We start from the raw sequence: 14,797 nt of genomic DNA, 5'->3' as shown, positions 1-14,797 counted from the left end.
CGTTTCCGCGCTAGCGCCAGCGGTCGATCTCCGGATTGTCCGGGTCCAGCTCGCGCCAGTATTCCGCCACCGCCGCCACCAGATCCTGCTTCCCGTGGAACGCCGCCATCGTGAGGCCGTTCCGGAACGCGTAGCACATGATCGCCGCGTCGCCCGCCTCGCCGGCGGCCGTGGCCAGACGGAACAGCACGCTGTGGTAGTTGTCCATGAGCGAGGCGACGCTGCGGTTGCGCGCCCAGGGGAACGCCAGGTCGGTGGCCGATTCCAGGCGGTAGGGTCCGGTGAACAGCTCGTGGGTGCGGGCGACGTCGGTGCCCGCATCACCCGCGCCGCCGTCGCCGTCGGCCACCAGGCGCCAGAGCATCCCCTCCAGGCGGCGCGGCAGCGGACAGTTCTCCTCCACCGCGGGGGCGACGGTGAGCGCCAGGTAGACCGGCCCTTTCCACTCGCCCGCGGCCAGCTTCCCGGCCAGGGCCTCGACCACCCTGGTGGAATACAGCTTGTGGTCGCGGACGTAGTTGGCCATGAACTCGTCGCGCAGACGGGCGCGCTCGTCGGCCGACAGCGGGCTGCGGTCGCCAAAGCGCGCGAAGAGCGTCGTCTCGATCTCGGGCTGGTTCAGGAGCGAGAGGTTGAGCACGTGGACGTCGGGACGGAGGCCCCGCGCGGCCTGCAACGCGTGGCAGCCATAAGTGTCGTTGTCGCCGTTGGTGAAGATGATCGCGTCCGGGGCGGCGCCCACGAGCATGTTGTAGCAGTAGTCGAGGACCGGCGCCGGGATGCTGCCCTTCGCGATCAGGGCGGCCATGTGCGCCTGGGCCTCCTCGTAGAGCCCCAGGACCATGGCCAGCGGCGCGAGGGTGAAGTGGGGCTCGGCCCAGTCGGGCGCCAGTTCGACCGCGCGCTGGCCCAGGGTGTAGCAGCCGGCCGCGCCGTCGGCCAGGGGTTCCCATTCCCCGAGGAAGGTGGACGCCGCGGCGTCCAGGGCCTCGGGACAGCGCGGGTCCAGCTCGAGGGCCCGGGCGAAGTGCGCCCGGACCTCGTCGGCCGCCGTGCCGGCGTAGCGCAGGGCACGGCCGAGCTGAACCTCGGCCACGGCGCTGCGCGGGTGCGCCTCGGCGTAGGCGCGCCACTCGGCCGCCAGGGCGTCGTACTCCGCGGTGGTGAGGCGGTCGCAGCGGATGGAGACCACCTCGCGCGGCATGCCGGGCAGCAGGGAGGGGGCATTGCGGGCGGAGGCGAGGATGGGGCAGACCACGGCCAGCAGGATGGCGATGGCGAGAAGAGGGCGGGTGATCATCGGAACCTCCGGGGCTTACGGTCACTCCAGGCGATCCTGGAGGCAACGGTCGACATGGAGGTAACGCGCCCGGGGTCGCTGATGTTGAGTGGAAAATCGGCCGTGGGCGGGATCAGGCGATGGTGGGTCGCCGACCGGGGACGAACCTCGAAGTTGCCCGATCGCGTGCCATCCTTCATGCTGGGTCATCATGAAGACCCGCCCCCGCATCACGGCCTTCGTCTGCTCCTGGCTGCTGGCCAGCCTCGCCGCCGTCACCGCCCATGCCCTGCCCAAGACCGACACCGTCACCCTGTTCAACGGCGACCGCACGACCTGTGAGATCAAGGAGATGGTCCGCGGCAAGCTCAAGGTCAAGACGGTGGGGATGGGCACGGCGTACATCGAGTGGGACAAGATCGTCCGCGTCGACAGCAACTACGCGTTCCTGTCAAGACCCGCGAGGGTCTCCTGGCTTTCGGCCGGTTGCCCGATTCCGGCACCGATGGCGAATTGCTCGTGGCCTTCGCCGACCATGCGGTCCGGTTCCCCATGATCGACGTGGTGGAGATCCAACCGTCGCGCCTCGAGCTGTGGGACCGGCTGAGCCTGTCCGTCTCCCTCGGCTTCAACTACACCAAATCGACCGAGATCACCCAGATCTACCTGGACGCCAACGCCGATTATCGGGGTCAGGTCTACAGCTGGGGCGCCAGCGTCAGCTCGAATCTCTCCGAGACCAGCACCGAGGACCTCAAGCGCCGCGTCGATTCCAACGCCTTCATGCGCCGGCGCCTCACCGGCCAGTTCAACACCTCGCTCAACGCCGGCTACCAGCGCAACGACGAGCTGGGTCTGCGCGCCCGCCTGCTCGGCGGCGGCGCTCTGGGCTACGAGATCGCGACCACCAACCACCTCGCCCTGGACACCAGCGGCGGTCTCAACCTCACGCGCGAATGGTCCAGCAGTCTCGATGATCCGGCGGAGAACAACCTCGAGGCCCGATTCGACGCCAGCTTCTCGCTCTTCTTCTACGACAGCCCCAAGACCGATCTGCGCCTGCAGGCCGCGGTCATCCCCAACCTTACCACCGAGGGCCGCGTGCGCTTCGAGCTGGACACCACGCTGCGCTACGAGCTGATCACCGATCTCTTCCTCGAGCTGACCTAATACGAGAGCCAGGACAACAAGCCGCCCGCCGGTGCCAGCGGCAAGGTCGACCGTGGGATCGTGTTCTCGCTCGGCTGGTCCAAGTGACCGTCTGAACCGAGGTTGACGCCGGCCGACGGTTCGGGCCAAGATGGGCCCAGTCTTCAGGCGACCGGCCACGCTACTCCTCGCGGATTCATGGAGGTTGGCCATGCCCGATCCCCGCCACGACCTCGAGCGGATCATCGCCTCCCGGATCCTCGACAACATCCCCCAGGCCGTCTTCTGGAAGGACCGCGACTCGGTCTACGTGGGCTGCAACGCCGCCTTCGCCACCGCCGTCCAGCTCGACAGCCCCGAGGAGATCATCGGCAAGACCGACTTCGATCTGCCCTGGCCGCGCGAGGATGCCGAGGCCTACCGCGCCCACGACCGCGAGGTCATGGCCTCGGGCGAGACCAGGCGCGGCATCCTGGAGCCGCTGCAGAGGATCGACGGCGACCGGTCCTGGATCCAGACCACCAAGTTCCCCCTGCGCGATGGTAACGACCGGATCACCGGCGTCCTGGGCATCTTCACCGACGTGACCGCCCAGCGTCGCCAGGAGATCGATCTGCAGGCCACCCGACTCATGCTGCGCACCGTGCTGGACAACATCCCGGTGCGTGTCTTCTGGAAGGATCGCGAGAGCATCTACCTCGGCTGCAACCTGCTCTTCGCCCGCGATGCGGGGCTCGCGCGGCCCGAGGACATCGTCGGCAAGTCCGACCACGAGCTGGGCTGGAAGAACGAGGCCCAGCTCTACCGCGACGACGACGCCCAGGTCATGCGCAGCAAGGAGCCCAAGATCGGCTACGAGGAGCCGCAGACCACGCCCGACGGCGCCAAGATCTGGCTGCGCACCAGCAAGATCCCGTTGCAGGGCCGCGACGGCGAGGTGGTCGGCATCCTCGGCACCTACGAGGACATCACCGCCAGCAAGCAGGCCGAGGCCGAGCAGCGGCGGCTCGAGGCGCAGGTCCTGCACGCCCAGAAGCTCGAGAGCCTGGGGATCCTGGCCGGCGGCATCGCCCACGATTTCAACAACCTGCTGGCGGCGATCCTGGGCCACGCCGAGCTGGCGCTGGCGGACCTGCCGCAGACAACAGTCGGCGCCTCGCACGTGGCCGATATCCGCACCGCGGCATTGCGCGCGCGCGAACTCACCAACCAGATGCTCGCCTACTCGGGCAAGGGGCGCTTCGTGGTGCGCGACCTCCAGCTCGGCGAGGTGGTGCGCGAGATGGGCAACCTGCTCGAGGCGGCCATTCCCAAGAAGGTGAACCTGCGCTACGCGCTGGCCGGGTCGCTGCCCCCGGTGTCGGTGGACGTGGCGCAGATCCGGCAGGTGGTCATGAATCTGGTGACCAATGCGGCCGAGGCGGTGGGCGATGACGCGGGTCTGATCACCCTCACCACGGGTCGCCAGGTCGCCACCGAGGACTATCTCGAGAGCGATTACCTGCAGGAAGAGCTGCCGGCGGGCGAGTACATCTTTCTCGATGTGTCCGACGACGGCTGCGGCATGGATGCCGACACGCGCGCGCGCCTCTTCGAGCCGTTCTTCACCACCAAGTTCCAGGGTCGGGGACTGGGCCTGGCCGCGGTGCTGGGCATCGTCCGCGGCCACGGCGGCACCATCAAGGTCGACAGCGAACCGGGCCAGGGCACGTCGATCAAGGTCCTGCTGCCGGCGCACGGCCAGGCGACCGCCTCGCCGTCCGCCGCCACCGAGTCGGCCGCCACCGGCGAGCCGCTCCACGGTGTGGTGCTCGTGGTCGACGACGAGGAGTTCGTGCGCCGGGTCGCCGGTCAGATGCTGCAGCGTTGCGGCCTCGAGGTGCTGACCGCGTGCGACGGGGTCGAGGCCCTCGAGGTGTATCGCGACCACGCCGCCGACATCGTCCTCGTCCTGCTCGACATGACCATGCCCCGCATGGACGGCGAGGAGACCTTCCGCGAGCTCCGCCAGCGCGATCCCGCGGTCCGGGTCATCCTCTCCAGCGGCTACAACGAGCAGGATGCCACCAACCGTTTCGTGGGCAAGGGCCTCGCCGGGTTCATCCAGAAGCCCTTCACCATGCGCGATCTCGAGGCCAAGGTCCGCGAGACGCTCAAAGCCGGAGGCCCCCCATGCCAACCTGGCGCGACAGCCTGACCCTGATCCAGGACGACATCACCGCCCAGGACACCGATTGCATCGTCAACGCCGCCAACGAAGAGCTCCGGCGCGGCGGAGGCGTCTGCGGCGCCATCCATGCCGCCGCCGGACCCGAGCTCGAGCGCGCCTGCCTCGCCATCGGCCACTGCGGTACCGGCGAGGCCGTCCTGACCGGCGCCTTCGAGCTGCCCTGCCGGGCGGTCATTCACACGGTGGGGCCGGTCTGGGGTGGCGGTGCCGGCGATCTGGAGGATGAGCTGCTGGCCTCGTGCTACCAGGAGAGCCTCGAGCTCGCCGCCAGTCACGGCCACCGCTCCATCGCCTTCCCCTGCATCAGCACCGGGATCTATGGTTTCCCCATCGCGCGCGCCAGCCGGGTGGCGCTGTCGGCCATAGCCGAGGCGCTGGACGCATTGCCGGAGATCCTGGAGGTACGGGTGGTGTGCTATTCGGCGGAGGACCTAGCGGTCTACGAGGCGACGCTGGCCGGAATGGCCTGACTGGCGTCACGGCCTGGTCCGGTATGGCTCGCCGATGGCCGTCAACGCGAAGCGCCCCCAGCTCGTCTGCCGGGGGCGCCGTCGTTCGCGGCTGTGGCGCTCAGTACGAGCGCCGCTTCTCGTGCTCCTCCACCATCACGTCGATGTCATCGAGGTCGAAATCCTGAGCCAGGCCGAGCAGCTTGCCCAGGTCCAGGTCGCCCACCACGTTGATGAAGGCCGCGTTCTCGCCGGGCTCGTAGACCACCACCATCAGTCCCACCATCTCGCCGTCGTGGCGCTTGGTGCTGACGCTGAGGGTCTCGTCCTCGTTCTTCACGTAGATCATCTTCTTCCAGTCGTCCTCGAGGAGCTGCTGGTTGATGCGTTCGACCGCGCTCTCGGTCCGCGTGTCGTTGGCCCGCACCGAGAACGCCTTGACGCGGATCGAGCGGACCATGGCGATGGCCTCGGCCAGGCTGTCCTCGCCGTCGTCGCGGGCGTCCTTGGCGAGGTCGTCGAGCATGTAGCTGAGATCGATGTCCTGGATCTCGCGGGCATCCGCGGGAATCTCGATCCACTCCAGGTCGACGTAGCCGGGCTCGCGCTCGAGCGGACCGGCCAGGGCAAGGCCGGCGGTGAGCAGGACGGCCCAGAAGATCATGGTGTAGAGGTCGTGGCGTTTCATGGTCTTTCCTCCTGAACGTCGTCGTGCGTGCGTCTAGGACCCTGTCTGGAGATGGCGCAGCATGTCGGCGACGGATTGTTTCTCGGTGCGGTCGATGATGTTGGCGGTGTAGGCGAGGACCCACTCGACATCGAGTCGAGCTCTATCCAGATCATCCTGCGTCCAGGAATTGGTTTCCGGGGTGGCGACGGCGAGGTCTCCCGAGGCTGATGTTTGCGGTGCCCGAGTGGGCAGCACCAGGGCGAGCAGCACAGCGGCGGCCACGAGGCCCAGGCCGGCTGAGGTGCGACCCCACCAGTGGCGCGGCGCGCGCGGCGTGAGCGTGGGCTCCACGTCCACCTGGATCGACCGGGTCACGTGGGCCGGGCATGGGATCGCTGGCAGGTCGGCCAGCGTGCGGCGCAGGCGCAGTTCGCGCGCCAGCTCCTCGCGGCAGGCGGGGCAGGCGGCCAGGTGGCTCGCCACTGTGTCCCGTTCGCGGGGCGCCAGTTCGTCGGCCGCGTACTCGGCCAGCAGCAGTTCGATGTGTTCGCAGCGCTCGTTCATCCCGTCATCCGTTTCGCCGTGGACGCGTCGTCGTGCGCGTCGTCGAGGACCATGCGCAGCGCTTTGCGCGCGCGGTGGATCCGGACCTTCACCGAGTTGACGTTGAGGCCGAGGTGGTCGGCGATCTCGCGCACCTTCAGGCCCTGCCAGTAGTGCATCATCATCATGCTCCGCGTCTCGGGAGGGAGCGTCTGCAGGGCGTCCAGGAGCGCGCGCTGGCCGTCGTGGTCGGGTGTCGTGGGGGCGGCCAGGCCCTGGGCCGCCTCGGTGTCCGGGGCGCCCAGATAGGTGTGGACGGTGCGGGCGCGGCGGGAGTGGTCGATGACCAGGTTGTGGGCCACCCGGGTCAGCCAGGCTGCCAGCCGGGACTCGTCCAGATCGGGCCCACGGTGCCAGAGCCGCAGGAAGGCCTCCTGCGTCACGTCGGCCGCATCCTCGGGGTTGCGCAAGCAGTGCAAAGCATGCCCGTAGATGCGATCGCGGTGGTCCTTCAGGACCCGGTTGAAGATCTCTTTTCTCATGACAACAACAAGGACGCGCGGGGTCGCCGATGGTTACATGGGGACCGTGGCGATCCCGTGAAAATCGATCGATGTTGTAGCTGCTGGCATCGTGTCCATCCCGGCCTGGGGGTTTCGCCATGTCCCGGATCGTCGTCGAAACGCTCATCTCCCGGCAGCTCCACCAGTACAATCGCCTGAAGTCCATCCTGCGCGAGGACCCCGCGGCGCCGACGCCCGAACGCGGTCCCGTGGTCACCATCAGCCGCATGGCCGGCTGCTGCGCCCGCGACCTCGCCGCCGAGCTGGCCGAGCGCCTGGACGTGCAGGTGTGGGGACGTGAGCTGGTGGACCTCATCGCCAGCGACAAGGGCCTGCGCCGCGAGGTGGTGGCCAAGCTCGACGAAGGCGTGATCAACACGGTGGACGCCTGGGTGCGCGGCATGCTGGGCCGCCGCCTCTTCCTGCGCGACGACTACGCCCTGGCCCTGGCCCGTACGGTCAAGACCCTGGCCGAGACCGGCGGCGCGGTGATCGTCGGCCGCGGCGCCGGCTTCATCCTGGGCGACCGCGCCGACCTCCGCCTGCGCCTGGTGGCCGGCGACCGCCACCGCATCAAGATCCTGCGCGAGCAGCAGAACCTCAGCCAGGCCGAGGCCCGCGAGATCATGTCGCGCACCGACGCCGCACGGGTGGCGTTCGTTCGTGCCTACTTCCAGGCCGACGTGGACGACCACCGGCACTACGACCTGGTGGTCAACACCGAGCGGATGGACCTGGAAGTCCTGGTGGAGGCGTGCCTTCAGATGGTAGCGGTGAATCGGAGGCGGACGGTGGAGGCGGAGGCCTAGAGGTTCACCTCTACAGCGAGATCCACGTGTTCACCTTCACCAGGAACACGTCGCTGGGCGGCCCCGCGAAGAGCGCGTCCAGATCCCGTCCCAGGTCGAACTCCCCGTCGTTCACGAAATCGCTCCGCCCCTGCGACCACACCAGGTACAGCGTCGACCCCAGCCGGTACTGCCAGCGCACCACCAGGTTGCTGTTGAACTCGCGCACGTTGAAGTCGGGCCGGCCGAAGCTGTAGTCGGTGGCGCCGTCGCCGTTCTCGTCCACGTCGTAGCCATCGTCGGTGGCGGTGAGCTGGTCGTCCGTGTAGACCGCGAAACGGTCGGCGTAGCGGTCGGCCCGCGGGTCGGTGATGCGCTTGAAGGTGTGGTAGCGGCCGGCCGAGACGAACGGCGAGCCGTAGTACTGGATGGTCAGGTTCGGGGTGAGGCAGAGGTCGGCGCGGAAGGTGAGCGCGGTGGTGTGCTGGTCGATGGTGCCGAAGACGTAGCGGTCGCCCAGGTCGCTGCCGGTGGTCTCCACGTACTGCATGCGGTCCAGGTTGCGGGTGTACGACGGGCTGGCCGACAGGCGCAGGCAGTTGCTCGGCTGCCAGACGAGGCTGCTCCAGATCTGCCACTCGTCCCGGCGGTCCTCGTCGTGGAGCGCGGCCCAGGCGCCCAGGTTCAGGCGCACCGGGCGCCGCTGGTCGGTGTTGAAGCCGATGTCGAGGTCCCACAGGCCGGGCCAGCGCGAGCTGGGTCCGCCGCGCAATTCGGTGTTGGAGATCTGCTCGAACGTGCGCGAGCAACCCAGCCAGTAGCTGTCCTGGCTGCGGAACTCGCCGTTGGTGTTGAAGTTGACCGCCTTGCGCAGGAGCGTGCCGCCGAAATCCCAGTCCAGCCAGTAGTTGGCGTTCAGCTGCATGCGGTTGAACACACCGAAGGGATTGCGCTCGACGTAGCTGACCCAGGCCGAGTTGTTGACCTCGTCGGCGCGGCGCATGTAGCCCAGATCGTTGATCTCGAAGCCCGGCGACCGCCAGGCCAGGTTCATCTGACCCTGGACGTGGCTGTTGTTGCCGGTGCGCGTGAGCATGACCGAACCGGCGTGGCCGCTCAGGGTGGTGCGGGTGGAATCGAGGGTGGCGTAGGTCTTGTCGGGGCGCTGGTAGTAGCGCGCCGACGCGGCCTGCGCCTCGAGGATGGACTCCTGGCTGCCGCGCAGGTGGCTGCCCAACAGGCGCACGTTCAGGCGCCAGTCGCGGTCCAGGAAGAAGTGCTGCAGGTCGGCGCCGCCGGCCCACGCCTTGCGCGACAGGAACTGCAGGTGCGGGTCCTGGATGTCGCGGATCACCGAGGTGACCATGCCGCCCAGCACGGTGTCGCCCTCGCGCAGGTCCTGGGTGACACGGCCCACGAAGTAGTTGGTCAGCGGCTCCACCGTCTCCTCGCGCTCGCCGCCGGGGTCCGCGATCTGCGCGCGCTCGCGGGCGGTGATGCTCTCCAGCACGCCCACCGACAGCCCGCCGGCGGTCTTGCCCGAGAGCTTGGCCGCGCCCAGGATCGACGTCTGGTCGGGAACGTCGGCGTACTCGTCGTCGCCCAGGTCGGGGCTGTGGTGCGGGCTGCGGCCGATGCGCCGCGAGTAGAAGAGGAGGTCGCGGGTGAAGTGGCCGCCGGTGATGGCCGGGGCCAGCGGCAGATCGAACACGTCCTGGCCCTCGATGAAGAACGGGCGCTTCTCGGCGAAGAAGGTCTCGAACGCGGTGAGGTTGACCTGGGAGGGGTCGGCCTCCACCTGGCCGAAGTCGGGGTTGACGGTGATGTCCAGCGAGAAGTCGCTGCCCAGGCCGAACTTGGCGTCCAGGCCGGCCGACAGCTTGGCGTCGCTGCCGTCGCGGTAGGGGTTGCCGTCCTCGGCGGGGTAGCGGTCGAGCTGGCCGACCACGTAGGGCAGCAGCTCGGCGCGGCCGGCGGGGACCAGGTCGTCCAGGCCGCAGAGGTCGCCGAAGTTGCTCACCCAGCCGCTCTGGTCGCGGGGGATCTCCTGCCAGGTGGAGCGCTCGCCCTCGCGGAAGATACGGCGCTGGACCTGCAGGCCCCAGGGCCGCTCGTTGGCGGGGTCGAAGCGGAGCTGGCTCAGCGGGATGCGCATCTCGGCGGTCCAGCCCTCGTCGTCCACGCTGGTGGCGCCCTCCCAGACGGGATCCCAGTTGCTGTCCCAGCGGTTGCCGTCGTTGCTGATGTACTCGTCGCCGCGGGTGCCCGAGAGGCTGAGGGTGAACGAGTAGGCGGTGCGGTTGTCGGCGCGGCTGTCGATGTTCACCTCGATCCAGTCGCCGGGGAACCAGTCGTGGCGGGCGAGGTGCGGGGTGACCAGCGCGGGGTCGTCGTAGGCGCGGAAGGCGAAGTAGAGCGCCTCGTCGTCGTAGAGCACCTTGAACGCGGTCTGGTGCGCGGGCGGGACGCCGTCGGCGGGCTGGCGCTGGATGAAGTCGCCCGACCAGTCGACCTGGTTCCAGGCGGCCTCGTCGAGCCGGCCGTCCAGCGCGATGCCGCCCTGGCAGCGGCGGGTCTGGTAGGTGCGGGTGGTCTGGGCGGCGGCGCCGGCCGCGACGGCGACGAGCGCGGCCAGGCAGAGGAGCCGGACTGCGGATTGCATACGGGACCTCGGGGTGTCTGGAGCCGGCGCGCCGTCGGGGGGTGGCGGTCCGGAGCGTCATGCGGTTAGACGTTGAATCGGGGAGGAAGGTTGTCAGCAGTCTTCGGATCTCCGCCAACCTGCAACTGGACGCCCCCACCCCCCGTCCCTAACCTCACCCCACCCCCGAACGCCCCAACCCGGAGGCCCCGCATGCCCCGCCTGCTCCTCGCCGCCCTCGCGGCCGCTGTCCTGATCGGCTGCGCCCAGACGCCCCGTCCCCAGGGCCCCTTCCTCGGCCAGCCCCTCCCCGGCGCCGAGCCGGAGCTCTTCGCCCCCGTTCTCGTCAACGGCGGCATGCGCACGCGTGACATCGCCATGACGCCCGACGGCCGCGAGCTGTACTTCGGCCAGATGGTGGGCGGCTACCGCTACACTACCGTCCTGGCCGCCCGCCAGCAGGACGACGGCTCGTGGAGCGACCCCGCCGTGCTGCCCCTGGCCGCCGACCCGCGCTGGCACGTCATCGAGCCCCACGTCGCCCCCGACGGCCGGCGCCTCTTCTTCGTGAGCGACCGCCCCGAGCAGGACGCGGGCGAGCCCGGCGACGAGGACCTCTGGGTCGCCGAACGCCAGGGCGACGGCTGGTCCGACCCCGTCCGCCTGCCCGCGCCGATCAACACCGAAAGCAGCGAGTTCTTCCCCTCGGTCACCCGCGACGGCGCGCTCTACTTCACGCGCCGCGATCCCGAGTCGCGCCGCGAGTTCATCTTCCGCGCGCGCCCCGACGGCCAGGGCGGCTGGTTGGAGCCCGAGCAGCTCCCCGAGACGGTCAACGCCGCGCCCACCCAGTTCAACGCCTTCGTCGACCCCGACGCGCGCTACCTCATCGTCTGCCTCGCCAACCACCCCGACAACCTGGGCCAGATCGACTACTGGATCGTCTTCCGCGACCCCGACGACACCTGGCACGGTCCGGTCAACCTGGGCGACACCGTCAACGGCCCCGGGCGCGAGGGCTGGTCGCCCTACGTCTCGCCCGACGGCCGGGCGTTCTTCTTCATGAGCGCCCGCGATCACGTCGGCCAGGACCAACCGCTGACCGCCGCCCGCATGCGCGAGCTGCACGCCACGCCGGGCAACGGCCTGGGCCACACGTGGTGGATGGACGCGGGGTTCCTGGAGGAGCTGCGGCCCTGATTCCGCGAAGTCGACTGCGTCTAGTCAATGACCCAGAAACAGGCTATGATTGGTCTGAACCACCGACCGGCGGTCTGCCGCCGCCCGGTGGCCCGGCCAGGAGGCCCGCCATGCTCGACGGACGCATCGACTCGCTGATCAAGGACCAGCTCGCCCAGTACCACCTCTTCCGCGAGCAGCTCGCCGAGAGCCGCGAGCAGAGAGGTGCGCGCACCGCGCCCGTGATCACGGTCAGCCGCATGACCGGCTGCTGCGCCCGCGACGTGAGCCAGCTCCTCGCCGCACGCCTCGATCTGCAGGTCTGGGGCCCCGAGCTCATCGACCTGGTGGCCAAGGACGTGCAGCTCGGCCGGGAGGTGGCCGCGCTCCTGGATCCGGACGCGCTGGCGCGGGTCGACGGCGAGGTCGAGGCCATGGTGGAGCAGCGCCGCTGCCGCGACGACGAATCCACCCGCGCGCTGGTCCGCATGCTGCGGATCCTGGCCGAGACCGGCGGCGTGGTGATCCACGGGCGCGGCGGGGCCATCGTCCTGCGCGACCGGGCCGATTTGCGGCTCCGGCTGGTGGCCGGCGACAAGCAGCGCCAGAAGACCGTGATGAAGCTGCGCGACCTCGAGGAGCGCGAGGCCGGCATCATGATGCGCGCCGGCGACAGCAAGCGCTCGGCGTTCGTGCGCCTGCTCTTCCACAGCGACGTGGAGAATCCCCGCCACTACGACATGGTGCTCAACAGCGAGCGGCTCGAGCCCGAGGACGTCACCGAGCTGGCGGTGCGGCTGCTGGCGCTCAAGGGCCATCAGGTCGACTGACCGCCCGTTCCCCGATCAGACCGATTTTTCCAGCGCCTGGCGCAGCTTGCCCAGCAGCTGCTCGGGCCGCAGGGGCTTCTGGACGAAGTCCGCCCGGGCCTCGGCCAGGTCGAACCGCATGATGGCCTCGCCCGTGTAGCCCGACATGAACACGGTGGGCAGCACGACCCCGTCGGCGTGGAGCTGGTCGCGCAGCTCGGGGCCGCTGGCGCCGGGCATGACCACGTCGGTCAGCAGCAGGTCCGCGGGGGCGGGCCGGGCGGCGAGGTCCGAGCGGCACTCGCCGGGCGAGGCATAGGCACGGACGAGGTAGCCGTGCCGGGTCAGGAGCACCGCCACCATCTCCCTGACCATGACGTCGTCCTCCACCAGGACCACGGTCTCGCCCTGGCCGTCGACGAGGCCGGGGGCGGGGACACTGTCGTCGGGGAGGTTCCGGCTCCCGGCCGGCAAGCAGGGCAGGAGGATCTCCACCTCGCAGCCGCCATCCGGCCGGTTGCGCACGCCCACCCAGCCTCCGTGCTGCTTGACGATGCCGTGGATGGTGGCCAGGCCCAGGCCGGTGCCCTTGCCGGCGACCTTGGTGGTGAAGAAGGGTTCGAAGACGCGGTCCATGATCTCGGGCGGAATGCCGGAGCCCGAGTCGCGGACCACCAGGCTGCCATAGGTGCCGGGTCTCAGCTCGCCGGCCAGCTCGTCGGCCTGGGCCTGCTCGATCCGGCGGCAGCGTGTGGCCAGCTCGAGCGTGCCGCCGTCGGGCATGGCGTCCATGGCGTTGATGGCGAGGTTCATGACGATCTGCTCGATCTGGCCGACGTCGGCGCGCAGGCGGCAGGGGCAGTGGTCGTGGACCAGGCGGAGCGTGATGTCCTCGCGCAGGGTGCGGCGCACGATGGGCTCGAATTCGGCCACCACCTCGCCCAGGTCGAGGTCCTGCATCTCCAGGACCTGGCTGCGGCTGAAGGCCAGGAGTTGCCGGGCCAGCTTCTGGGCTCGCTCGCCGGCGCGCTGGATCGCCGCCACGTCGTCGCGGGCATCCCCCTTGATGGCGGAGTCCTGCAGCAGCATCTCGGTGTAGCCGAGCACCGGGGTCAGCAGGTTGTTGAAGTCGTGGGCGATGCCGCCGGCCAGCCGGCCCACCGACTCCAGCTTCTGGGACTGCTGGAGCTGGCGCTCGAGCCTTCGCTGGTTGGTGACGTCGCGCAGGATCAGCAGCGTGTGGGGTCGGCCCTGGAACACGAGGCGTACCGCGCTGATCTCGGTCTCCAGCTCGCGGCCCTCGCGATGGACGGTGACGGCGGACAGGGTCAGCGCCTGGTCGCTGGGCGGAAAGCGCAGCGCCTGGGCCAGCTCCTGGTCGCGTTCACGCAGCAGGTCGGTCACGGGGCGGTCCCGGAGCTGCTGAGGCGACCAGCCGTAGGTGGCGGCCGCGCGGGGATTGGCGGCCAGGATAATGCCGTCGCTGTCGAGCAGGAGCAGGCCGTCGGCCATGGCGTCGAAGATCTGCCGGTACCGCGACTCGCTCTCGCGCAGCTCGCGCAGCTGCCGCCGGATGGCCTCGCGCATGTTCTCGAAGCTGCCGGCCAGGACGCCCAGCTCGCCGGGATAGGCGTTGCCCACAGGGAGCTCGAGGTCGCCGCCGGCCATGGTCAGGGCGGCCGCGGTCAGCTCGCGCAGGGGCTGGGTCTCCCTCTTGAGGAAGATGAAGAGACCCGCCAGCACCACCAGCGTCACCGCGCTCCAGACCAGGATCAGACGCTGCTGGAGCTGGCGGGCGTGGGCGGTGAGTTCGGAGACGGGGACCTGGTAGCCCACGACCCAGCCCCAGGGTGCGAAGCGGCGCTGGATGACCCACTGATCGTCGCCGGTGGCGGCGCTGAAGACGAAGGTGTCGGCTTCCGTTTGGGTCCGCTCCATGGTCCGGATGCCTTGCCGGTAGGTGAGGTCGCCGCGGGGGAAGTCGGGATGGCAGAGGAGCGCGCCCGAGCTGTCGGCGATGAAGGGGAAGATGCCGAGCTCGGGCGCTCCATGGTGATCCTGGGCGAAATCCAGCAGCACCGTGTCCTGGAACCGCTCGCGGGCGTCGGAGTCCGGGTCGCGGAGCGCCAGCTGCTGCGCCTGGCGGTCGAACTGGCGCAGGATCATCTCCAGGCGCTGGTTGTAGACCTCGAACGCGCCCTCGCGCACCACGTGCTGGACCTGCGCGTTGACCAGCAGGAAGATCCCGGCCGAGGTCGCCAGGTAGGCGGCGAACACCACGGCCAAGATGCGCCAGACCAGCGAGTTGCGCGCCAGGGATCTCATGCTGCCTCCGGTTCGGGATCGGGTGGCTGCCGCTGGAGCCATGGATAAGCGTACGCCGGAGATCCTGCGACCACGGGCCTCGATCCGGCAAGTCAAAAGCACGCGGCGCCGGTCGCTTGACGTCCGTGGCAAACGAACCGATCAATGGGCTCAGATCACCACCCCGGTCTTC

General features: G+C 69.5%; 13 protein-coding genes. 7 read left to right on the top strand and 6 right to left on the bottom strand.

Annotation, left to right across the window (positions count from 1 at the left end; genetic code table 11):
* Positions 1 to 10: 10 nt before the first annotated feature.
* A complete protein-coding gene (locus IFSED24_RS14260) occupies positions 11 to 1,300 on the bottom strand; it encodes a hypothetical protein (RefSeq protein ID WP_491332143.1) in 1,290 nt (429 codons plus the stop codon).
* 190 nt (positions 1,301 to 1,490) lie between these two features.
* Between IFSED24_RS14260 and IFSED24_RS14255 the strand changes: the two genes are divergently transcribed.
* From IFSED24_RS14255 to IFSED24_RS14240, 4 genes are all read left to right on the top strand, one after another.
* Positions 1,491 to 1,835 (top strand): hypothetical protein, encoded by a 345-nt coding sequence (locus IFSED24_RS14255; protein WP_491332142.1) that lies wholly within the window; start codon positions 1,491 to 1,493, stop codon positions 1,833 to 1,835.
* Positions 1,799 to 2,449, top strand: coding sequence for a DUF481 domain-containing protein (locus tag IFSED24_RS14250; protein WP_491335062.1), 651 nt, complete (start codon positions 1,799 to 1,801; stop codon positions 2,447 to 2,449). The genes IFSED24_RS14255 and IFSED24_RS14250 overlap by 37 nt, the downstream gene beginning before the upstream one ends.
* Positions 2,450 to 2,639: 190 nt before the next feature.
* A complete protein-coding gene (locus IFSED24_RS14245) occupies positions 2,640 to 4,625 on the top strand; it encodes a hybrid sensor histidine kinase/response regulator (protein ID WP_491332141.1) in 1,986 nt (661 codons plus the stop codon).
* Positions 4,601 to 5,128, top strand: coding sequence for a macro domain-containing protein (locus IFSED24_RS14240; RefSeq protein ID WP_491332140.1), 528 nt, complete (start codon positions 4,601 to 4,603; stop codon positions 5,126 to 5,128). Before IFSED24_RS14245 ends, IFSED24_RS14240 begins: the two co-directional genes overlap by 25 nt.
* A 100-nt stretch (positions 5,129 to 5,228) precedes the next feature.
* Here IFSED24_RS14240 and IFSED24_RS14235 read toward each other — a convergent pair whose 3' ends face one another.
* The 3 genes from IFSED24_RS14235 to IFSED24_RS14225 are packed head-to-tail and all read right to left on the bottom strand — an operon-like array spanning position 5,229 to position 6,862.
* On the bottom strand, positions 5,229 to 5,795 hold the full coding sequence (locus IFSED24_RS14235; RefSeq protein ID WP_491332139.1) for a DUF4252 domain-containing protein: 567 nt from the start codon (positions 5,793 to 5,795) through the stop codon (positions 5,229 to 5,231).
* A 33-nt stretch (positions 5,796 to 5,828) separates the two neighbouring features.
* Positions 5,829 to 6,341: an anti-sigma factor family protein gene (locus IFSED24_RS14230; RefSeq protein WP_491332138.1), complete on the bottom strand. Its 513-nt coding sequence runs from the start codon at positions 6,339 to 6,341 to the stop codon at positions 5,829 to 5,831.
* Entirely contained in the window at positions 6,338 to 6,862 is a 525-nt protein-coding gene (locus tag IFSED24_RS14225; protein WP_491332137.1) for an RNA polymerase sigma factor, read from the bottom strand. Before IFSED24_RS14225 ends, IFSED24_RS14230 begins: the two co-directional genes overlap by 4 nt.
* A gap of 119 nt (positions 6,863 to 6,981) precedes the next feature.
* Here IFSED24_RS14225 and IFSED24_RS14220 point away from each other — a divergent pair, with 119 nt between their 5' ends.
* Positions 6,982 to 7,692 (top strand): cytidylate kinase-like family protein, encoded by a 711-nt coding sequence (locus tag IFSED24_RS14220; protein ID WP_491332136.1) that lies wholly within the window; start codon positions 6,982 to 6,984, stop codon positions 7,690 to 7,692.
* 10 nt (positions 7,693 to 7,702) lie between these two features.
* Here the strand turns inward: IFSED24_RS14220 and IFSED24_RS14215 are convergent, their stop codons facing one another.
* Positions 7,703 to 10,333, bottom strand: a complete 2,631-nt coding sequence (locus tag IFSED24_RS14215) for a DUF5916 domain-containing protein (protein WP_491332135.1) — start codon at positions 10,331 to 10,333, stop codon at positions 7,703 to 7,705.
* A gap of 192 nt (positions 10,334 to 10,525) precedes the next feature.
* On the opposite strand from IFSED24_RS14215, the gene IFSED24_RS14210 reads away from it, so the two are divergent.
* The gene (locus tag IFSED24_RS14210) at positions 10,526 to 11,512 is read left to right on the top strand and encodes a hypothetical protein (RefSeq protein ID WP_491332134.1); all 987 of its coding nucleotides are present in this window, start codon (positions 10,526 to 10,528) and stop codon (positions 11,510 to 11,512) included.
* Between the two features lie 110 nt (positions 11,513 to 11,622).
* Positions 11,623 to 12,321, top strand: a complete 699-nt coding sequence (locus tag IFSED24_RS14205) for a cytidylate kinase-like family protein (protein ID WP_491332133.1) — start codon at positions 11,623 to 11,625, stop codon at positions 12,319 to 12,321.
* A 15-nt stretch (positions 12,322 to 12,336) separates the two neighbouring features.
* Here the strand turns inward: IFSED24_RS14205 and IFSED24_RS14200 are convergent, their stop codons facing one another.
* Positions 12,337 to 14,625, bottom strand: a complete 2,289-nt coding sequence (locus tag IFSED24_RS14200) for an ATP-binding protein (RefSeq protein ID WP_491332132.1) — start codon at positions 14,623 to 14,625, stop codon at positions 12,337 to 12,339.
* Positions 14,626 to 14,797: the final 172 nt, after the last annotated feature.

This window comes from Candidatus Latescibacter sp. IFSED24 (assembly GCF_058273205.1).
This window is presented reverse-complemented; position numbering and strand designations above follow the sequence as displayed.